General features: G+C 60.8%; 16 protein-coding genes. 3 read left to right on the forward strand and 13 right to left on the reverse strand.

What is annotated here, in order from left to right; all coding sequences use genetic code 11:
* Window positions 1–19: 19 nt before the first annotated feature.
* Together OJHNALOF_RS03600 and OJHNALOF_RS03605 are read right to left on the reverse strand one after the other, a co-directional pair.
* Window positions 20–1057 carry an AI-2E family transporter gene (locus OJHNALOF_RS03600; RefSeq protein ID WP_165661182.1) on the reverse strand — a complete coding sequence of 346 codons (1038 nt, stop codon included), beginning with the start codon at window positions 1055–1057 and terminating at the stop codon, window positions 20–22.
* Window positions 1058–1192: 135 nt separating this feature from the next.
* Window positions 1193–2863 (reverse strand): methyl-accepting chemotaxis protein, encoded by a 1671-nt coding sequence (locus OJHNALOF_RS03605; protein ID WP_165661183.1) that lies wholly within the window; start codon window positions 2861–2863, stop codon window positions 1193–1195.
* 205 nt (window positions 2864–3068) lie between these two features.
* Between OJHNALOF_RS03605 and OJHNALOF_RS03610 the strand changes: the two genes are divergently transcribed.
* Window positions 3069–4997, forward strand: a complete 1929-nt coding sequence (locus tag OJHNALOF_RS03610) for an alkaline phosphatase family protein (protein WP_165661184.1) — start codon at window positions 3069–3071, stop codon at window positions 4995–4997.
* Here OJHNALOF_RS03610 and OJHNALOF_RS03615 read toward each other — a convergent pair.
* The 5 genes from OJHNALOF_RS03615 to OJHNALOF_RS03635 form a co-directional block, all read right to left on the reverse strand.
* Window positions 4960–5379 (reverse strand): VOC family protein, encoded by a 420-nt coding sequence (locus tag OJHNALOF_RS03615; protein WP_094200453.1) that lies wholly within the window; start codon window positions 5377–5379, stop codon window positions 4960–4962. The two genes, OJHNALOF_RS03610 and OJHNALOF_RS03615, sit on opposite strands and share 38 nt — an antisense overlap.
* Window positions 5380–5500: 121 nt before the next feature.
* A complete protein-coding gene (locus OJHNALOF_RS03620) occupies window positions 5501–7060 on the reverse strand; it encodes a BCCT family transporter (RefSeq protein WP_165661185.1) in 1560 nt (519 codons plus the stop codon).
* A gap of 20 nt (window positions 7061–7080) precedes the next feature.
* Window positions 7081–8199: a mandelate racemase/muconate lactonizing enzyme family protein gene (locus OJHNALOF_RS03625; RefSeq protein WP_094200451.1), complete on the reverse strand. Its 1119-nt coding sequence runs from the start codon at window positions 8197–8199 to the stop codon at window positions 7081–7083.
* 11 nt (window positions 8200–8210) lie between these two features.
* Window positions 8211–9389, reverse strand: coding sequence for a UxaA family hydrolase (locus OJHNALOF_RS03630; protein WP_094200450.1), 1179 nt, complete (start codon window positions 9387–9389; stop codon window positions 8211–8213).
* A complete protein-coding gene (locus OJHNALOF_RS03635) occupies window positions 9386–9724 on the reverse strand; it encodes an SAF domain-containing protein (protein ID WP_094200449.1) in 339 nt (112 codons plus the stop codon). The genes OJHNALOF_RS03630 and OJHNALOF_RS03635 overlap by 4 nt, the downstream gene beginning before the upstream one ends.
* A 202-nt stretch (window positions 9725–9926) precedes the next feature.
* On the opposite strand from OJHNALOF_RS03635, the gene OJHNALOF_RS03640 reads away from it, so the two are divergent.
* Both OJHNALOF_RS03640 and OJHNALOF_RS03645 read left to right on the forward strand, forming a co-directional pair.
* Complete coding sequence (locus OJHNALOF_RS03640) at window positions 9927–10616, forward strand: GntR family transcriptional regulator (protein ID WP_165661186.1); 690 nt, start codon at window positions 9927–9929, stop codon at window positions 10614–10616.
* 69 nt (window positions 10617–10685) lie between these two features.
* Window positions 10686–11504 carry a DUF2797 domain-containing protein gene (locus OJHNALOF_RS03645; RefSeq protein WP_165661187.1) on the forward strand — a complete coding sequence of 273 codons (819 nt, stop codon included), beginning with the start codon at window positions 10686–10688 and terminating at the stop codon, window positions 11502–11504.
* 62 nt (window positions 11505–11566) lie between these two features.
* Here OJHNALOF_RS03645 and OJHNALOF_RS03650 read toward each other — a convergent pair whose 3' ends face one another.
* The 6 genes from OJHNALOF_RS03650 to OJHNALOF_RS03675 form a co-directional block, all read right to left on the reverse strand.
* On the reverse strand, window positions 11567–13003 hold the full coding sequence (locus OJHNALOF_RS03650) for a carbon starvation protein A (protein ID WP_094200446.1): 1437 nt from the start codon (window positions 13001–13003) through the stop codon (window positions 11567–11569).
* A gap of 140 nt (window positions 13004–13143) precedes the next feature.
* A complete protein-coding gene (gene btsR, locus OJHNALOF_RS03655) occupies window positions 13144–13854 on the reverse strand; it encodes a two-component system response regulator BtsR (protein ID WP_165661188.1) in 711 nt (236 codons plus the stop codon).
* On the reverse strand, window positions 13851–15527 hold the full coding sequence (locus tag OJHNALOF_RS03660; protein WP_165661189.1) for a sensor histidine kinase: 1677 nt from the start codon (window positions 15525–15527) through the stop codon (window positions 13851–13853). Before OJHNALOF_RS03660 ends, btsR begins: the two co-directional genes overlap by 4 nt.
* 132 nt (window positions 15528–15659) lie before the next feature.
* Window positions 15660–17021, reverse strand: coding sequence for a hypothetical protein (locus OJHNALOF_RS03665; RefSeq protein WP_165661190.1), 1362 nt, complete (start codon window positions 17019–17021; stop codon window positions 15660–15662).
* A 69-nt stretch (window positions 17022–17090) separates the two neighbouring features.
* The gene (locus OJHNALOF_RS03670; protein ID WP_165661191.1) at window positions 17091–18257 is read right to left on the reverse strand and encodes an iron-containing alcohol dehydrogenase; all 1167 of its coding nucleotides are present in this window, start codon (window positions 18255–18257) and stop codon (window positions 17091–17093) included.
* 59 nt (window positions 18258–18316) lie between these two features.
* Entirely contained in the window at window positions 18317–19762 is a 1446-nt protein-coding gene (locus OJHNALOF_RS03675; protein WP_165661192.1) for an NAD-dependent succinate-semialdehyde dehydrogenase, read from the reverse strand.
* Between the last annotated feature and the right edge of the window lie 180 nt (window positions 19763–19942).

A 19942-nucleotide genomic window follows, 5' to 3' on the forward strand; every position in this document is an offset into this window, starting at 1 on the left:
TGTCGGGGAAAGCCGCGGCTTAGCGGCCGTTGAACTCCCGCGTAAAGATATCCCAGAACACCAGGAACAGTGCCGCCACCAGGGGGCCGATGACAAAACCGTTGACCCCCATCAGGCTGATCCCCCCAAGCGTGGAAAACAGCACCAAGTAGTCGGGCAGCTTGGTGTCCCGGCCCACCAGCAGCGGCCGCAGCACATTGTCGGCCAGGCCGATGACCAGGGCGCCAAAGGCCACCAGCACGGCGCCCGACAGCCACTCGCCGGTGGCGAACAGGTAAATGGCCACCGGCAACCACACCAGGGCCGCGCCTATGGCCGGGATCAGCGACAGAAACGCCATCACCACCCCCCACAGCAGCGGGCCGGGAATGCCCAGCACCCAGAAAATAAAGCCGCCCAGGGCTCCCTGGGCCATGGCCACCAGAATGTTGCCCTTGACCGTGGCCCGGGTCACTTCCGAGAACTTGGCAAACAACATGCGCTCACGGTCGTCGCCCAGGGGCAGGGCCCGCACCATCAGCTCGGTGAGCTGGTTGCCGTCGCGCAGCAGGAAGAACGCCAGATACAGCATCAGCGCCACGTCCACCACAAAGCCAAAGGTGCTCTGGCCGGCGGTGAGCGCCTTTTCCGCCAGCACCTTGCTGCCGGCCAGGGCGGTTTCCGAGAGCTTGGCGCTGTCCAGGTTGATGCCCAGCTGGCCGAGCAGATCGGGCAGCAGCGGAAAGGCGTTGCGCACCTGGGTCAGCAGCTTGCCCGGACTGACCTCGCCCTGATCGATACGCTGATACAGCGCCAGTCCTTCCTGAATAAAGGAGGTGGCGATAAACAGCACCGGCAGCACCACGATCACCACACATATCAGCAGGGTCAGCAGGGCGGCGCGGTTGGGCTTGTGGCCAATGCGTCCGAGAATACGGTGCTGCAGCGGCGAAAAGATCACGGTAATGGCGCAGGCCCAGAAAATGGCGCCCCAGAAGGGTTTGAGCACCAGGCCGAACAGCAGGCTGACCAGCAGCAGGGTAAACAGAAAGGAACGTTGTTCGAGTTTTTCGCGCATGTTGGCAAGGATCCGAAAGAAACGGACAGCCAGTGTAAAGAAGGGCGGTGGGACTGGCCAGCGGTTAAAGGGGGCCGGCGGTCAGAGGCCGCCGGCATGTGCACTCAGCTTGCAGCTGGTTACTGCCGCTCAGACTCAGCTGGTGCGGTAGCGACCCACCAATTGTTGCAGGCTGCTGGCCAGCTCACCCACCTGACGGCTGGTTTCGCTGGCGGCCCGGGAGCCGGCGTTGGTCTGCTCGGCAATGGCCACTATCTGGTGCACATTGGTGTTGATGCTTTCCGACACCTGGGTTTGCTCTTCCGCGGCGCTGGCGATCTGGGCGTTCATCAGGTTGATGGTGTTTACCGCGGTGCCGATGTCGAGCAGGGCCTCGTCAATGCGTCTGGCCTCGGCCACGGTGTGACTGCTGCCGTCGCGAATGCTTTCAATGGCCTGTACCGCCTCCTTGGCTCCCTGCTGCAACTGGGTGATCATGGTATGGATCTCCTCGGTGCTGGTCTGGGTGCGGCCGGCCAGGGTGCGTACCTCGTCGGCCACCACCGCAAATCCCCGGCCCTGCTCGCCGGCCCGGGCCGCTTCGATGGCGGCGTTCAGCGCCAGCAGGTTGGTTTGTTCGGCCACGCCGCGGATCACGTCAAGAACGGTGCCAATCTGCTCCGATTCCTTGCCCAGCCGCTGAATGATATCCACCCCGGCCGCCACCTGGTTTTCCAGGCCGTCAATCACCGCTATGGTGCCCTGCAGCTGGTGCTGGGCATTGGTCACCAGGCGCTCTGCCTGTTCGGCGGCCTCGGCGGCGTTGGCGGCGCTGCTGGCCACTTCCTGGGCGGTGGCCGACATCTGGTTCATGGCGGTGGCCAGCTGATCGCTTTCGTGGTGCTGGCGATCAATGCCGGCTTCGGTTTCCCGCATAAAGCGCTGCAGTTCGTCACTGGCCTGCTGCAGGGTGTTGGCGGAGTGGCGGGTGTTCTGCACCAGCTCGCTAATCTGCCCGGCAAACTGGTTAAAGCAGCGGGCCAGGGTGCCCAGCTCGTTGTGCTGACCGGCATCGAGCCGGCGGGTCAGATCCCCTTCCCCTTGAGCGATGTTTTCCATGGTGACCACCGCCTGGCGAATGGGGGCGTGAATGCCCCGGGCGATGACCAGGCCGACGGCGGCAATCAGTGCCAGCAGCAGGGCCGCCGACAGGGCGGAATTGATCATGCCCTGGCGTACCGAGGCCGACAGCTCCCGCTCCAGGGTTGCCACTGTGGCCAGCAGATCGTCGATGTAAAAACCGGTGCCGAGCAGCCAGTCGGTGCCGGGTACGGGCATGATATGGGCCAACTTGGGCGCCCCCTCAGCGCTGTTGGGCTTGGGCCAGCTATATTCCACATAGCCGCCGCCGTCCCGGCTCAGCTCGATGTATTCCTGCACCAGGTGGCGGCCGTCCGGGCTGGTGGCATTGAGATAGTTATTGCCTTCCCGGCCCGGGTTGTCGGCGCTGACCACCTGTACGCCCCGGTGATCGTAAACGAAGAAATAGCCGGCGCCATTGTCAAAGCGCAGCCGGCGCAGCTGATCCCGGGCAATGGCGGTATCGCCCCGGGCCAGCAGTGGCTGAATGCTGGTGATGGCCAGCTCCATGTAATTGGCCAGTTGCTGCTTGCGGGATTCCAGCAGGGAGCGATGCAGGCTTTCGCCGCTGAGCTCCTTGAGGCGCATGGATTGGGATACATTGACCCAGGTGCTGACCGCGGCCAGCAGCAACAGGGGCAGCAGGGCCAGCAACAAAATCTTTTGCCTGATGGAAAGTCGTTTCATCCTTGATCTCACCATTTGGTTGTTTACATGGTTGTATCATTTTGTTTCATAAGTGTCATTAAAGATGATACAAGATGACCGCGTCGTCACCGAGTGGCGCCTTCAAGGGTAACGGCAGAAGTCGTCCGGCCTTGAGGGGGCTTTTCTTTCAAGCTCGAGCGGCAGTGGTTATCATGGCCATGTTGATTTACCCATCGGATGTTTCATGGATTCCACCATTCTCGCCGGCCCCCTGCTGCGCCGCGCCAACAGTGAACGCCTGGTATTCTGGCTGGCCAGCCGCGAAGCCCTGAACTTTCGGCTGTGTCTGCCCGGCCGCGACCCGCTGCCATTTTCCGGTGACGGCCACCGGCAACTGCGGGTGGGCGAGTCGTGCTTTATTCAGTTGCTGGATCTGAGGCTGGACGACCCCCTGCCCACCGACACCCATCTGCCCTACGATCTGCAATGGTGCCGAGTGAACGAACAACACTGGCAGGGCATGGCCGACTGGGGCGGGGAGCTGTGTTACCAGGGGGAAAGCCTGCCGGCGCTGGTGATTCGGGAGCGGCTCGACAGCCTGCTGCACGGCTCTTGCCGCAAGCCCCATCATGCCGCCCCCGACGGTCTGGTGGCGGCGGATGACTGGCTGGCCGAGCGCCACCGCCAGCCTCGGCAGCGGCCGGCGCTGCTGATGATGAGTGGCGACCAAATCTATGCCGACGACGTGGCCGGCCCCATGCTGACCGCCATTCACCAGTTGATTGACGTGCTGGGGCTGTACGACGAGCAGCTGGAGGGGGCCCTGGTGGCCGACAGCGCCGAGCTCTTTGCCAGCCCCCTCAACTATTACCGGCGCAATGAGCTGCTGCCCGACACGCGGGCCAACGTGCCGCTGCAAAAGCGTTTTTTTGAAGGGGCGCGCAAGCCCATCTTTACCACCAGCAGCGCCGCCAACCACCTGATCACCCTGGCCGAGGTGCTGGCCATGTATCTGCTGGTGTGGTCGCCGGTGCCCTGGCGGCTGCTGCCCGATGACCGGCCACGGCTCGACGGCAAGCTGGCCGAGCGTTATCAACACGAGCGGGACCGGCTTGCGGCCTTTGTGGATGGCTTGCCGGCGGTGCGCCGGCTGCTGGCCAACCTGCCCAGCCTGATGATCTTTGACGATCATGACGTGACCGACGACTGGAATCTCACCGCCGCCTGGGAGGAAAGCGCCTATGGCCATCCGTTCTCCCGGCGGATCATCGGCAATGCCCTGGCGGGCTACCTGATCTGTCAGGGCTGGGGCAATGATCCCGACGCCTTTGCCGGCGAGCCCCTGGAGCGCTTGCAGGCCTGGAGCCAGGATCCTACCGGCGCGCACCAGGATCGGCTGATCGACAGCCTGCTGGCCTTTGACGGCTGGCAATATCAGCTCGACACAAAACCCCGGCTGCTGGTGCTCGACACCCGTACCCGGCGCTGGCGATCCGAGTCCAATTTCAGCCGGCCGTCCGGATTGATGGACTGGGAGGCGCTCACCGAGCTGCAGGGCGAGATGTTGCACCAGGAGTCGGTGGTGGTGGTGTCGCCCACACCGGTGTTCGGGGTGAAACTGATCGAGGTGATCCAGAAGATCTTTACCTGGCTGGGCAAGCCGCTGCTGGTGGACGCGGAAAACTGGATGGCCCACAAGGGCACCGCCAACGTGATCCTGAATATCTTTCGTCATGCCCGCACGCCGGCCAACTACGTGATCCTCTCCGGCGACGTGCACTACTCCTTTATGTACGACATTCGCCTGCGACACCGCGGGGGCGAGCCCCATATCTGGCAGATCACCAGCAGCGGCATCAAGAATGAGTTTCCGCGCCGGTTGCTGGACGTGCTCGACCGGCTCAACCGCTGGCTCTATGCGCCGCGCTCGCCGCTGAACTGGTTCACCCGCCGGCGTCGGCTGCGCATTACCCCGCACTCACCGGTGGCGGCGTCTAAGGGCGAGCGGCTGCTCAACCGCGCCGGTATCGGCCATGTGCGTTTTAACGAGCAGGGCGAGCCGGTGTGCGTGCAGCAGATTACCCACGAGGGCGTGGTGGACTTTCTTGAGCCGGTGGACAGCCTGAAGCCGGGGCTCAGTGCGCGGCCGGACCGAGAGGCTGACCAAAGCTGAATTCCACCTGGTTGCCGTTGGGATCCTTGACCCCGCAGTAATAGCCCACCGGAAAGGGCTCGTCCCGGGGCGGCCACAGCAGGCAGCCCGCCCGTCTGGCCTGCTCGGCCAGGGCGTCCACCGCCGCGCGGCTGGGCAGGGCAAAGCCGAAGTGGCGGTAGTCCCGCTCACCCAGGTGCAGATCCTCGCCGCCGTTCATCAGCACAAACACAAAGTCCTGCTCCCGGCCCGGCTCCGCCAGCCACACGATGGTCTGGGGGCCGCTTTCCCGCCGGTGGGTTTCTGTCATGCCGCAAAAGTCCCGGTAAAACAGCAGGCAGGCGTCGAGATTGCGCACATGCAGGGCGAGGTGAGTCAGACGCGGATAGTGCACGGGGGCCATGGCGTGCTCCTTGATGAGTTGAGGGGGGCGTGAGGCTGAGTATGGAAGCAGGGGCTCAAAAAGCAAAAAGGGCAAAAGCACACGCTTTCGCCCTTTTGAGTTTTCCGGTTTACAAGCTGGCTCAATCGGCCGCGATGACTGCCGGTTGTTCGTCGGAATGTGAAGCCTGCCGGCTCAGGGTCTCCCTGCCATTAAGCCAGCGAAAGAAACCGTACAGCATGATAAAGATCACTACCATCAGCGGCAGTGAAGTGACGATGGCCAGGGTCTGCACCGTGCTCAGGGGGGCGTCGATAAACATCATCGCCAGGGGCACCGCCGCCAGGATCAGGCACCAGAACAGCCGTAGTGCCGTAGGCGGGTTGGCGTTTTCGTCGAGCTGGTTGGAGGCGGTGGCCGCCAGGGTAAAAGACGCCGAGTCCAGGGTGGTGGCAAGGAACAGCACCGACATCACCGCAAACACCAGAATAAACAGGGTACTGAACGGCAGGGTCTTAAGCACTGCCACTACGGTAGCCGAGCCGCCAATGCTGTTGAGCGATTCGGTGACGTTGACCAGATCGTGGAGATGGGTACTCATGCTGTAGCTGCCCAGTACACCAAAGAAGATAAAGCAGCCGGCGCTGCCACCCACGACCATGCTGAGGATCACTTCCTTCAGGGTGCGGCCCGCCGACACCTTGGTGACGAACAGCGCCATAAAGGGCACATAGGTCATCCAGTAGGCCCAGTAGAATACGGTCCAGGATGTCGGGAAGGATCCACCTGCCACCGGATCGGTCCACAGGCTCATGCGAATAAAGTTCTGCAGCATCAGGCCGTAACCGTTGACGGACTGATCGATGATAAAGGTAGTCGGCCCCAGCACCAGAATGGCCAGTACGAACAGCACCGCCAGTTTGGTGTTCATGTCGCTTAGCCTGGCCATGCCCTTTTCGATGCCCACGTAGGAGCTGACGGTAAACAGGGCGGTAATGGCCAGCATCAGTCCCAGGTTCATGCCAAAGCCGTTTTCGGTGCCCAGCAGCGAGGCGATGCCTTCGGTCACCATGGGCACGCTCAGCCCAAGGGTAATGCCCATGGCGCCGACGCAGCTGAAGATGAAGATGGTGTCGATCACTCGGCCCACGGCGGCATTGTAGAAACGCCCCATGATGCTTTCACACACGGCGGACAGCTTAAGCTGGGAATTCTTGCGCACGTGAAAGGAATAGGCCACCGGCAGTGAGGCAATGCAGTACAGCGACCAGGCCGAAATGCCCCAGTGGAACATGTTGTAGCTGGTGGCCCACTCTGCCGCCATGGTGGAGTGGGGGGCAATGTCGTAGGGCGGGTTCATGTAGTAATAGCCCCATTCCAGAAAAGCCCAGTACACGGTGGCCGATCCCAGGCCGGCGCAGATCATCATGGCCAGATAGGTAAACAGGCTGTACTGGGGCTTGTGTTCACCCAGGCGAATGTTGCCGTGTTTGCCAAAGGCGATGCAGGCCAGCACGATGACGCTGAAAAAGCCAAACAGCAGGTACAGTGAACCGAACTGCTCGGTGAGCATGCCAAACAGTCGCTTGGCAATGGCATTTCCCTGCTCGGGATAGACAGACAGACCCGCCACGATAAAAAAGATGGTGGTCAGACTGACCAGCATCAGCGGTTTGTCGATGGTGTTTCTTGTTTGCTTCATGCTGAATGATTCCATTTCATTTATGACACACGGTACCGGTCGAGGATGTCTTCGTTGAGCTCCACACCCAACCCGGGTGAGTTCGGGACCGGAACATGACCCTGTTCAAAAGGCAGGAGGTTGGCCACCAGTTCGGTGAACAACGGACTTTGACTCTGGGAGTATTCCATCAGGGTGCCGTGTTCACTGGCGGCAAGGAAATGCACCGAGGCGGCCAGCAAAATGCCGGTACTGAATCCGTGGGGTACCAGTTGCACGCCATACAACTGAGCCAGATCGTAGATCTTCCTCATTTCGGTGATGCCGCCGCAGCGGGTGATGTCCGGCTGTACGATATCGACCCCGGAATGCTCCAGAAAATGTTTGAATTCGTAACGAGTGGTGAGCGATTCGCCCCCGGCCAGCTTGGCCTTGAGCTTTCCCGCCAGCCGCTGATAACCGGCCAGATCGTCGGCCAGTACCGGCTCTTCAATCCAGTTCAGGTTGAAGGGCGCCAGGCGTTCGGCCATCCAGGCGGCGTGCCCCGAGGTGCGCCACTTCGACGCCAGATCGATCTGCACTTCTATGTGCTCGCCCACGGCTTCACGCACCGCCTTGACGATGCGCACATCGGTATCGGGATCGTCGCCGAACACGCCGCCGCCAAACTTGATGCTGGTAAAGCCCTGGGCTACCAGTCCGGCGGCAATGGCACCGTTGGCCTCGGGGTCGGCATCGGGAATAAAGGTGCCGTAGGCCTTGATGCGATTCCGGTACCGCCCGCCCAGCAGGGTATGGAGCGGCACCTGGTAAAACTGACCGGCAATGTCCCACAGGGCTATGTCGATCGCGCTGATGGCATGAATGCCGGCGCCCCGGCGGCCCACGTAGTTGGACGCCCAGTACATTTTGTTCCACAGCCGCTCTATCTCCAGCGGGTTTTCACCGATCAGCAGCGAGCGCAGACCGTGGCAATAGAGGTTGGACTGGGGCGTTTCAATGCAGGCCTTGATCACGGCGGGAGAGCTGTCTGCTTCACCCACGCCAATCAGGCCGGTGTCGGTGTGCACCCGCACAATGACCGCGTCTTCGCCCCACTCGCACTCCTGATCCGCCGCCGGCACCCGCAGGCAAATCACTTCCACATCGGTTATATGCATTTAATCCTCTTTTAAACCGGTTGGGCATGGATCAGCGTTTCCAGGCGCTGGTCCTTCTGATAGAGCGAGCAGTAGGCAAAGCCGACTTCCTCAATGGCGGTTTGTTCTCCGTCGATAACCCGGCCCAGGCAGTCGAGCACGTCGCCGGCCGCCTGCTCCACGCTTTGGGTAGCCGACATGATGCCGCTTACATCCACGTCGATGTCTTCGGTGATAAGCAAAGCATTGCCGCTCACTCGAATCACCGGCACGATCGGGTTGCTGAAGCCGGCCCCGCCGGTGGTCCACAAAATGACCTGGGTCCCCAGGGCGGCAAAGTGCATGCCCGAGCCACCGCACAGGTGAGTGGTTTCCGACAGGTACATACCCGGCGCTTTAGGTGTTTCGATTCCTTGCGGGGTAATGCGCAGCACGTCCTGAATGGGGCGGGTGCCGGTTTTGTGCAGGGCGCCCAAAGCCTTTTCTTCCAGGGTGGTGAGGCCGCCGACACTGTTGCCGATGCTCATGGTTTCCACCTCGGTACCGGGCACGTGCCAGCGCTGCTCTTCTTCCTGGATCAGCCGCTCCAGCTTGTCGGCCACCGCTGGGCTGACCGCCCGCTGGCGCAGAATGCTTTCGCAGCCAATCAGCTCAATCAGTTCGCCGGCCACACAGCTGGCACCGGCATCTACCAAGGCATCCACTGCGCGACCCACCGCCGGGTTGGATGCGATGCCGGAGCTGGTATCGGAGCCGCCGCATTTCACTCCCACCAGCAGCTCGCTGAGGGCCACCGGTGCTATCGGGATTGTCGCCGCCAGCGCCACCAGCTCTTTTGCCAGGGCGACACCGTCGCGAATGCTCTGACGCGTGCCCTTGTTCCTGATGATCGACAGCCGCCGGACCGGTTTGCCCGCCTGCTCTATCGGAGTGGCGATCAGGGTCGGGTCTATGCTGCCGCAGCCCATGTTGAGTAGCAGTACTCCCGCCACATTGGGATTAAGGGCGGCACCGGTCATGATATTGACCAGTTCTTCGTTGCCGGCATACATGCAGGTGTAGTGATTGGTGACGATGACGCACTCGCTGACCTGCTGACGCACGGCCTGGGCGATGCCCTCGGCACATTCATCAATGGCGATGATCAAAATGTGGTTGCGAATGCCAACCTGGCCATTGGGGCGCCGGTAACCCTGAAATTCCTGTTTCATTCGGTTTCGATCCGCATCTGGTCAATGATCTGCCCGATAATGGCGGGCGGAATGTCGAGCCGCTGGCTGCGCACGTTTTGGACGTGCACCAGCTCACCTGCTGGAATTGCGGAGATGGCAACGCCAATGGCATGGCCTGCCTTGCTCACGGGCTGCCCGGAAGCAATGGCGTGCAGCGCCATCTTGTTGCCAAAGGGAATGGCCTGGAGTGCCTGATAGCGGCCAACCAGCCGATTTTTATCGTCGATAACGTCGACTGCTTGATGCTTTAGCGCATCGCTCAGCAGGGTGGCCACGTTGTCCTGTTGGGCCAGACGAATGGCTTTAACTGTCATATGAACTATCCTTTTGTTGATTGTCCTACAATCTACAGTCGGCGATTATACATATGTTAAAACCAAGTAACAGCGTAAAATGTGTGTATTTTTTGGCTGCTCATCACACATATTTGAGCGGCGGAATGCCGGCAGCACGCCTTTCGTGGTGCGGAATCCGGTACAATGCTTTCGCTCGATTCACTCTAACGATTGATATGTAATGAAAAAAATCATTAAAAGCAGCCTGGAGGAACAAGCCGCCGATTATCTGCGCGAGCTGATCCTCAGTGGTCATTTCCGAATGGGGCAAAGGCTGGTGGAAAGTGCCCTGGCCCGGGAGCTGGAGCTGTCGCGCAGCACGGTGCGCATGGCACTGAACACTTTGGCCCACGAAGGCATAGTGGTTCAGACCCCCTATGTGGGCTGGCAGGTGATAGATCTGAATGAGCATGATCTGTGGGAGCTGTTTCATTTGCGGGTGGCTCTGGAGCCTATTTCCGCCTGGCTGGCGGCCGAGCGGCTGAGTGCCGAAGGCCGCGAGCGGCTGCGGCAAATGATGAATCTGTTTCTGGAGAAGGCCGCTACCCCCGGGGTGGATAGTCAGGAGCTGAGCAGAATGGAGCTCAGCCTGCACAGCCTGATTGTGGAGCTGAGCGAGAACCAGCGGCTTTACGGCATATACCAGAACGTGGCCAACCAGATGCTGATTTATTTCAACATTGATCTAGTCACCCATGAGCCGGCGGAGATTGCCGCCAGCCATCAGCCGTTGGTGGACGCCATCTGTGCCGGTAACGCCGAGCTGGCGTCACGGCTGGCGAAAGAAAATATCACCACCTTTAGCGAGATCGGCGAGAAGTTCAAGGCGCGTTTTGAGCAGTCCCGCCAGCGAGACGCGGCCGAGCGCTGATCCGGCGCCGGGACTCTCCTTCACTCGGCTGATAGAATGGCTTCATACCATAACAATGATGAAGCAAGCATGAGCAACCTCACCGGAACCCTGATCAAGATGCCGGCGCGGCTGGATGCGCCCGTGGCCTATGAACTGGCCCTGGGCGAGCACCGCATCGACCTCAATGCCCGCCTGGGCCAGCCCCTGAAACTGACTTTCGGCGGCAATATCTATTGCGATGCCTGCGGCCGCAAAACCAAAAAAAGCTACTCTCAGGGCCACTGCTTTCCCTGCATGAAGAAGCTGGCCCGCTGCGACATGTGCGTGATGAAGCCGGAAACCTGCCACTATTTTGAGGGCACCTGCCGTGAGCCCGAGTGGGGCGATCGCAACTGCATGGTGCAGCACATCGTCTATCTGGCCAACACCTCGGGTATCAAGGTGGGCATCACCCGCCATACCCAGGTGCCCACCCGCTGGATTGATCAGGGTGCTACCCAGGCGCTGCCGATTCTGAGCGTGGCTACCCGCCAGTTGTCCGGTTTTGTGGAAGTGGCCCTGGCCGATATGGTGGCCGACAAGACCAACTGGCGCGCCATGCTGAAGGGCGATGAAACGCCCATCGATCTCAAGGCCGAAGCCGAACGCCTGCTGCCGGAAATCAAAGAGAAGCTGGCCGAGCTCACGCTCAAATACGGCAACGAGGCCATTACCGTGCTCGACGAGCCCCTGGTGGAGCTCAGCTACCCGGTGCTGGAATACCCGACAAAGATTGTCAGCCACAACTTTGACAAGAACCCCGTGGTGGCCGGCACCCTGCTGGGCATCAAGGGGCAGTATCTGATCCTCGACACCGGGGTGATTAACCTGCGCAAGTTTACCGGCTACGAAGTCACCCTGGACTGAGTGTGTCAGACAAAAAAAGCCGGCCACAGGGGCCGGCTTTTTGGTCCTGGCGGCAACCATTATCAGGCTTCGTCGGCCAGCATGCCCTCGTTACGACCCTTGATACGGGTGATGAGCAGGGCGGTGACCACCAGGGTAATCACCAGGCCGGCCACGGTAGACAGGGTCATTGGCAGACCCGCGCCCAGGGTGGCGGAGTTCAGCAGGAAGCTGATAACCACAGTGGTCATGAACATGGCCGGTACGGTGGCAATCCAGTGCAGCTTGTTGTGGCGCAACAGGTAGGCGGCGGCGGTCCACAGCATCATTACCGCGGTGGCCTGGTTGGCCACACCGAAGTAGCGCCAGATCACGCCGAAGTCCACCTGGGTCAGCACGGCACCCATTACAAACAGCGGAATGGCCAGCAGCAGACGCTTGGGCAGTCGGGTTTGCGGCATATTGAAATACTCGGCCAGGATCAGGCGGGCGGAGCGGAAGGCGGTGTCGCCGGAGGTAATGGGCAGCACAATCACGCCCAGCACCGCCATAAATCCGCCCACGACACCCAGCAGGCCGGTAGAGGCTTCATACACCACGTTGGCCGGGTTGCCGGCCATGCCGGTGTTCAGGCCGTCCACACCACCAAAGAACGACAGGGCAATGGCGCACCAGATAAGGGCGATAATGCCTTCGCCGATCATGGCACCGTAGAACACGAAGCGGCCATTGCTTTCATTTTCCACACAGCGGGCCATCAGCGGTGACTGGGTGGCGTGAAAGCCCGATACGGCGCCACAGGCGATGGTGATAAACAACGCCGGCCACAGCGGCATGTCGTTGGGGTTCAGGTTCTGCAGGAAGTCGCCGGCTTCAAAGCCCGGCAGCATGCTGTGCTCGCTGGATACCACCAGTGCCAGGGTCAGGCCGACCGACATGAAGATCAGCAGGGCACCAAAGAAGGGGTACAGGCGGCCGATGATCTTGTCGACCGGCACTATGGTGGCCAGCAGGTAATATACGAAGATCACGCCGATAAACACCGACACGCTCACGCCGGTTATCTTGGCCAGCAGGCCGGCGGGGGCGGAGATAAACACCACGCCCACCAGCAGCAGCAGCACAATGGCGAACACGTTCATGAAGTTTTTGGCGCCCCGGCCCAGGTACTTGCCGGCCAGGTTGGGCACCGACTGCCCGCCGTTACGCACCGACAGCATGCCCGAGAAGTAGTCGTGCACGCCACCGGCAAAAATGCAGCCCAGCACAATCCACAACATGGCGGCGGGACCGTAGAGCGCCCCCAGGATGGGACCGAAAATGGGGCCCACGCCGGCAATGTTGAGCAGCTGGATCAAATACACCTTGCCCTTGGACATGGGCACATAGTCCACCCCGTCTCCCTGGGTAAACGCCGGCGTCTGTCTCTGGGTTTTGACGCCAAACACCTTCTCCACAAAGGTGCCATAAATGAAATAGCCGCCGAGCAGGAGCCCGACACAGAGCAGAAACCAGGTCATGACATCATCCCTCTTGTATCCGGTTTGTAAAAAGATTGTCAGTGTATGTAACCGGAGCGCCGGCGAAAGCGGCAAATGGGTAAGCGGTCGTAACCGTGGGGTGAGCGGTCGATAGCGAAAGTGAACGATCGCTCAGTTGGCTAGTGAAATCCCAGCAGCTGCTTCAGCGATTTGAGATAGCGGCGTGACACTGGCACGCGGGCGCCGGTGCGGGTAAGGATCTCGGCGCCGGCGGAGCGCATTTCAATTTCGGCTATGGCGCCGGGGGCTACCAGGTATTGCCGGTGGCAGCGCACCAGCGGGGTTTTTTCTTCTATGACCCTGAGGGTCATGTTGGTGTGCACCTGTTCGCCGGCGGTGGCCACGTGCACGCCGCCGATATCGCTGAACACGTATTCCACCTCCGGCACCGGCACCACCTTGAGGCGTTGGCCGCTGTAACAGGGCAGGTGTTCGAGCCGGGCGGGGGCCAGCGTTGCCACCGGCTGCGGCCGCAGATCCCGGCGTACTTTTTCCAGGGTTTGCTGCAGCCGCTGCTCGTTCACCGGTTTGAGCAGATAGTCAAAGGCGTGGCGCTCAAAGGCCTGCACCGCAAATTCGTCGTAGGCGGTGACGAACACCACCCTGGGCATGGTGTCGGGATCCAGCATGGCGAGCAGCTCCATGCCGGTGATGCGGGGCATCTGAATATCCAGAAACACCAGTTGCGGCCGAAGCTTGCCGATGGCCTGCATGGCTTCAATGGCATTGCCGCACTGGCCCACAATCTCGATATCGGGGGCATCGGCCAGCTGGGCCGCCAGCTCCTCCCGGGCAAAAGGCTCGTCGTCAACAATCAGGCAGGTGATCATGGTGAGGACTCCGTAATCGGCAGGCTAATGTCAACCCGGGTCTGTTCACCGGGCTCGCAGCTGACATTCAGGCCGTAGTCGGGCCCGAACAGGTTCTGAATGCGCTTGTGCACCAGGTTCATGCCCAGGCCGTCCGACTCTTTTGCGGGCCGGTACAGCCCGGCGTTGTCGGTGACCTCCAGGTGCAGGGTGGAGCCCTGACGGGTGGCGGTGACGCGAATATGACCGGTGTCCAGCAGGTGGGAGGTGCCGTGCTTGACCGCGTTTTCGATAATGGGCTGCAGGGTAAAGGCCGGCACTCGCAAACCGTGCAATGCCTCGGGAATATTCAGCTTCACTTGCAACTTGTCGACAAAGCGGGCCTTTTCAATGGTCAGGTAGGCATCAATGTGTTCCAGCTCGTCTCCCAGGGTGACCAGGCCGGTGGTGCGTTTGAGGTTGATGCGCAGAAACTGGCTGAGGTGCTGCAACAGCTGGCGTGCCCTGTTCGCATCTCGCCGAGTAATGGCGCCTATGGTGCCCAGGGCGTTGAACAGAAAATGCGGATTGATCTGGGCCTGCAACAACTTGAGTTCGGTTTGGGTGAGCAGGCTGCGTTGCTCCAGAAATCGGCCAAACAGGATCTGGCTGGACAGCAGCCGGGCAATGCCTTCTCCCAGGGTGCGGTTGATATTGAGAAACAGCTTGTTCTTGGGCTCATAGAGCTTGATGGCGCCCACCACCTCGTTGTCACTGCGCAGCGGAATCACCAGGCTGGAGCCGAGGCGGCAGTGGGGTGACATGGAGCAGGAGTAGGGCACATCCACGCCGTCGGCAAACATGACCTTGTTTTGCTGAATTGCATCCAGGGTCATTTGCGAAGAAATGGGGGCGCCGGGCAGATGGTGGTCGGCGCCGATGCCGATAAAGGCCAGCAGTTTCTCCCTGTCGGTAATGGCCACGGCGCCGACCCAGGTTTCTTCTATCAGAATGCGCGCCACCTGGGCGCTGGTTTCTTCATTAAAGCCTTTGCTGAGCAGACCCACGCTGCGCTCGGCGATTTTCAGCGCCTTGGTGGAAAAGGCGGAGGATTGTTTGTCGAGCATGGCTTTCTGATCGCGCACCATGCTCATGAACAGGGCCGCGCCCACCGAGTTGACCAGCAGCATGGACGGTGCAATCTGCAGCACCAGTTCAAGGGCCTCATCAAAGGGCCGGGCCAGCAGCAGAATAATGGCCATCTGCATCAGCTCGGCAAACAGGGTAAGCAGGCATACCCGCAGCGGATTGAAGATCAGCTCGCTTCTGCCGGTGCGGCGCAGGTAAAGGCTGACCAGGCCGGCGGAGAGGCCTTCCAGGGTGGTGGACACGGCGCAGGCCATATCGGTAAAGCCGCCCAGGCTGTAACGGTGCAGGCCCCCGGTCAGGCCCACCAGGGTACCGGTAACCGGGCCGCCCAGCAGGCCGCCCAGCACCGCGCCCATGGCCCGAGTATTGGCAATGGCGCCATGGGTCTGCTCCCCAAAGTAGGTGGCCATGATGCAAAAGCCGGAAAAGACCAGATAAATAAAGACTTTATGGGGCAGTCGGGTCGAGGGTTCGGTCAGCAGCCTGAACAGGGGGGTCTTGCTGACCAGATAGACAATGACCAGATACAGGGACATCTGCTGAATAAGCAGCAGCACGAGCGACATGGCGGCTCCTTGGGAGTGAAGGGCTGGCGCTGATTCTACAATCCTACCGCAGTCTTTACATCAGGACAGCCCTCGCGCCCTTTTCGTTGCCGCAGCCCCGATGAAGGGCCGCGGCACGGGGCGATGTCCGCCTTACAGATCCTTGGCGAAGGTGGCGTCCTTTTCTCCCCTGAAGAAATCGCGTCCATACACCAGCAGGCAGAGCACGACGCCAACCGCAAAGGCCCAGGTTGCGCCGCGAGTGGCCAGCACGGCGGCAACGATGCCCGCGATGCCCAGATCCCGCTGTGAACGGGCCTCCATTACTCCGATACGCACCGACACGTAGCCCTGGATCAGCAGGGTGAGCGCCAGGGCCACGCCGAGAATAGGCTGCACCAGGGTGACAATCGGCATAAACAGCAGGCCGGTATTGGTGCCCCAGCGGAACGAGCCCGCCCCACCGAAAATGGAATACATGGCCTTCTTGCCCTGACTGAAGCGCTCTACAATCACAACGTGCATGGCAGCCCACAGCGGTCCGCACATGGCCACATCGGGGCCAATGATCGACATCACCGAGTTACGCGCGCCAAAGATCATGTGCGCACGATCCGGGTTGTATTCGACCACTTCATCCGGACGTTCCTGATCGGCTTCCTTGAGAATGGCCCGGCTTTGCAGCACGTCGCCAAACAACACGATGTAGGCGGCCAGTACGGTGGGAATACAGCTGATAAACATGCCCAGCGGCGGCATGCCCACGCCAAATACGGTGTATTCGTTCCAGAGTGTGGCGAAGTCGGGAGAAGAGAATCCCCACTTAATATCGGGCCAGGAGGTTTCACCAACGGTCGGCGCGATGATAATGGCGAGCACCACTATCGGAAATACTCCCAGTTTGCCGATCATGTTGAACAGCTTGTTATGGGTCTTCAGGCGCGCAAAGTGGCGTGAAAAGATAACGTAAAAGGCGATGCCCACCGCCACCGAGATGGTAATCGGATAGGTGTCGAACCGGCCATCCACCTTGAACACCGTCATGACGGCGGCAATGCCGGCACCGATGATGACCCCCGACTTAATGGCTTGCGGAATGGCCGTCACGACGCGATGTGCCAGGCCCGATGCGCCAATGGCAATGGAGAACAGCCCCAGCAATAACTGGAAGGATATCAGGGCATGTATTCGCTCCGGCCCTTCCGGAAAGCCGGCGCAATAGGCCATCAGCAAGGGAATGGCAGGGGTGATCCAGCCGGGAATCACCGGGTCGCCCAGCAGGTGGTGCAACAGATAGAACAAACCGTTCAGCATCACTACCGCCAGGGCAACGTCAAAGGGCATACCCAGCAATTCGGTCATCAGGGGAATGGCGGCCAGATCCACGGCGCACATCAGCAGCCCCTGAAAGTAGTCCGGCCATTCGATTTTATAGTGAATAAAAGGCAGGCGGATCTTGAATGGTCCGGCCGGCCAGTAGGGCGTTTCCTGCCCGTCAACTCGCTGTTTTAGCATGTTTTTACTCTATCCTTATTATCTTGAAACAACCCGCCGGACAAGGTCGGGCGGGTTGTGGCTCATGGGTCAGTACGCTTCCCGATACAGTGCCAGGGCATCGGCCTCGGTCACTGCCACCGGGTTGTTCATCAGCAGCCGGCTTTGCAGCATGGCGTCTTTGGCCAGGGTGGGCAGGCTGTCTTCGCTGACGTTGACGTCACGCAGGCGCTGGGGGGCGCCGGAGCGGTTCATCAGCTCTTGCATGTATTCCACAAAGCGCTCGGAGCGCGCCTGCACGTCTGCCTTGTCGGGGCCGAGCACGACATCAGCCAGCTCCGCATACAGCGGCGCGGCGGCAGCCATGTTGAAACGCAAAACCGGTCCCAGCATCAGGGCATTGGTCAGGCCGTGGGGCAGGTGATAGTGACCGCCCAGGGGGTAGGCCAGGGCGTGCACGGCGGCGACCGGGCTGTTGGAAAAAGCCTGACCGGCCAGGTTGGAGCCCAGCAGCATGGCTTCGCGGGCGGCACGGTTGCTGCCGTCCTGACAGGCGGTAACCAGGTTGCCGCACAGCAGGCGCAAGGCTTCCCTGGCGAGCGCATCGGACAGGGGGTTTTTACGGTGCACCGAGGTGTAGGCTTCAATGGCATGCACCATGGCGTCAATGCCGGTGGCGGCGGTGGCTGCGGCCGGCAGGCCGACGGTCAGCTGTGCGTCCAGCAATACCCTATCGGCATACAGCTGCTGTGCCACCACGCCCATTTTGGTGGTCTCACCCGTGGTGAGAATGGTGATGTTGGTGACTTCGGAGCCGGTGCCGGCGGTGGTGGGCACCTGTACCAGCGGCGTGCGGCTGCCCTTGATATTACCAATGCCATACATGTCGGCCAGGGGCTGCTCAGACTTCAGCATGACGGCAACCAGCTTGGCGATGTCCATGGACGAACCGCCACCCAGGCCCAGCACGATGTCGGCGTCGACCGCCTTGCCCTGCTCGACACAGGCAAGGAGCACGGCTTCGGGCGGATCGGCAACGACGTCGTCAAAGACGGCAACGTCAAAGCCACAGGCCGCCAGTGATGCTTTGGCCTCGTTCAACAGGCCCTGCTCGTGCAGAAATTTGTCGGTCACGATCAACAATTTACGTTGCTCGAACCATTCTCCCAGCAGCTCGCCCAGGCGACTGGCTCCCCCCCATTCAAGGTGCATTGAACCGGGGGTGTTGAAGGTAAAGGGTTTGAATTCTTCGGTCATGATGGGGTTTTCCTCAACTCCAAAAACGGACGGTGCGGCCACCGCCCGTCTGTTGTGCCTTAGAGCGCGCTGCAGATGTACTTGAGCTCCAGGTATTCATCGATGCCGTACTTCGAGCCTTCGCGGCCAAGTCCGGACTGCTTCACGCCGCCAAAGGGCGCCACTTCATTGGAGATCAGGCCGGTGTTGTGGCCGACCATGCCGTACTCCAGCGCCTCGGAGACACGAACGGTGCGGGCGTGATCCCGGGTATAGAAGTAGGCGGCCAGTCCGAAAATGGTGTCGTTGGCCATGGCGATGGCCTCTGCTTCGGTGTCGAAGACGAAAATGGGTGCCATGGGGCCAAAGGTTTCTTCCTGAGCGACCTTCATCTCGGTGGTGACGCCGGTGAGAATGGACGGCTGCAAATACAGGCCGCCCAGGCGCTCGCCGCCGTACAGCAGGGTGGCACCCTTGGCCAGGGCATCCTGAATATGCTCTTCCACCTTGGTGATCGCTTTCTCTTCGATCATGGGGCCAATGTCGGTGCCGGCTTCGGTGCCATCGCCGACGTTCAGCGCACGCACCTGCTCTGCCAGCTTTGCGGCGAAGGCGTCATAGACACCGCGCTGTACCAGAATGCGGTTGGCACATACGCAGGTCTGGCCGGCATTACGGAACTTGGAGGCCATGGCGCCCTGCACGGCCAGATCAAGGTCGGCGTCGTCAAAGACGATAAAGGGGGCATTGCCACCCAGCTCCAGAGACATCTTCTTGATGGTGTCGGCACACTGGGCCATCAGCAGACGGCCGACTGCGGTCGAGCCGGTAAAGGACAGTTTGCTGACCACGTTGCTGTCGGTCAGTACCTTGCCGATGCCACTGGCTGAGCCGGTCACAATCTGCAATACACCGGCTGGTACGCCGGCACGCTGGGCCAGTTCACCCAGTGCCAGGGCCGTTAGCGGAGTGAGGTCGGCCGGGCGAACGATCATGGAGCAGCCGGCGGCCAGGGCGGGGGCCACCTTGCGCGTGATCATGGCAGCCGGAAAGTTCCAGGGGGTGATCGCCGCGGTCACGCCGATGGGCTGACGCAGCACGGTGATGCGCTGATTGGCACTTGGGGCCGGAATGGTATCGCCGTATACCCGCTTGGCTTCTTCGGCAAACCATTCGATAAAAGAGGCCGCATAGGAGATTTCCCCCCGGGCTTCGGTAAGGGGTTTACCCTGCTCGCGGGTCATGATCAGGGCGAGGTCGTCGGCATGCTCCAGCATCAGCTCGAACCAGCGGCGCAGTATGGCTGAGCGCTCCTTGGCCGGGCGGGCCGCCCAGGCTTTCTGGGCGATTCTGGAGGCCTCAATCACGGCCGGGATTTCTTCCGGTGCCAAATTGGGGACGTGCGCCAGGGTTTCACCGTTAGCGGGGTTGGTTACCGCAATGGTGGCGTGTGATGCGGCAGCAACCCACTCACCGTTCACCAGGCAAAGATCTTTCAGCAAGGACGCATCCTTGATTGTGGTCATAACCATCTCCGTTCAAGTTGTGTGGCCATGGCGGTTGTCACCATGGAAAGTGAAAGGCGTTAATTACCGGACGTATTACCGGACGTAGTACATGCAGAAGTTCAGCGGCGCCGTGAGCGCCATAAACTTGATGGCAGGGCAATGGCCCCGAATGGGGCATGGAAGCAGTGTTGTTCCTTG

It is taken from the genome of Oceanimonas sp. MB9, from assembly GCF_011319775.1.
Taxonomy (GTDB): Bacteria; Pseudomonadota; Gammaproteobacteria; order Enterobacterales; family Aeromonadaceae; genus Oceanimonas; species Oceanimonas doudoroffii.

Excerpts from the sequence above, each read along its gene's own strand:
- OJHNALOF_RS03615 (WP_094200453.1), bottom strand. The coding sequence starts at position 5,379 with ATGGCCCCCGTGCACTATCCGCGTCTGACTCACCTCGCCCTGCATGTG.
- OJHNALOF_RS03640 (WP_165661186.1), top strand. The coding sequence starts at position 9,927 with ATGAAAAAAATCATTAAAAGCAGCCTGGAGGAACAAGCCGCCGATTAT.
- OJHNALOF_RS03660 (WP_165661189.1), bottom strand. The coding sequence starts at position 15,527 with ATGTCGCTCGTGCTGCTGCTTATTCAGCAGATGTCCCTGTATCTGGTC.
- OJHNALOF_RS03600 (WP_165661182.1), bottom strand. The coding sequence starts at position 1,057 with ATGCGCGAAAAACTCGAACAACGTTCCTTTCTGTTTACCCTGCTGCTG.
- OJHNALOF_RS03630 (WP_094200450.1), bottom strand. The coding sequence starts at position 9,389 with ATGAAACAGGAATTTCAGGGTTACCGGCGCCCCAATGGCCAGGTTGGC.
- OJHNALOF_RS03670 (WP_165661191.1), bottom strand. The coding sequence starts at position 18,257 with ATGACCGAAGAATTCAAACCCTTTACCTTCAACACCCCCGGTTCAATG.
- OJHNALOF_RS03665 (WP_165661190.1), bottom strand. The coding sequence starts at position 17,021 with ATGCTAAAACAGCGAGTTGACGGGCAGGAAACGCCCTACTGGCCGGCC.
- OJHNALOF_RS03650 (WP_094200446.1), bottom strand. The coding sequence starts at position 13,003 with ATGACCTGGTTTCTGCTCTGTGTCGGGCTCCTGCTCGGCGGCTATTTC.
- OJHNALOF_RS03620 (WP_165661185.1), bottom strand. The coding sequence starts at position 7,060 with ATGAAGCAAACAAGAAACACCATCGACAAACCGCTGATGCTGGTCAGT.
- OJHNALOF_RS03625 (WP_094200451.1), bottom strand. The coding sequence starts at position 8,199 with ATGCATATAACCGATGTGGAAGTGATTTGCCTGCGGGTGCCGGCGGCG.
- btsR (WP_165661188.1), bottom strand. The coding sequence starts at position 13,854 with ATGATCACCTGCCTGATTGTTGACGACGAGCCTTTTGCCCGGGAGGAG.
- OJHNALOF_RS03610 (WP_165661184.1), top strand. The coding sequence starts at position 3,069 with ATGGATTCCACCATTCTCGCCGGCCCCCTGCTGCGCCGCGCCAACAGT.
- OJHNALOF_RS03645 (WP_165661187.1), top strand. The coding sequence starts at position 10,686 with ATGAGCAACCTCACCGGAACCCTGATCAAGATGCCGGCGCGGCTGGAT.
- OJHNALOF_RS03635 (WP_094200449.1), bottom strand. The coding sequence starts at position 9,724 with ATGACAGTTAAAGCCATTCGTCTGGCCCAACAGGACAACGTGGCCACC.
- OJHNALOF_RS03605 (WP_165661183.1), bottom strand. The coding sequence starts at position 2,863 with ATGAAACGACTTTCCATCAGGCAAAAGATTTTGTTGCTGGCCCTGCTG.
- OJHNALOF_RS03675 (WP_165661192.1), bottom strand. The coding sequence starts at position 19,762 with ATGACCACAATCAAGGATGCGTCCTTGCTGAAAGATCTTTGCCTGGTG.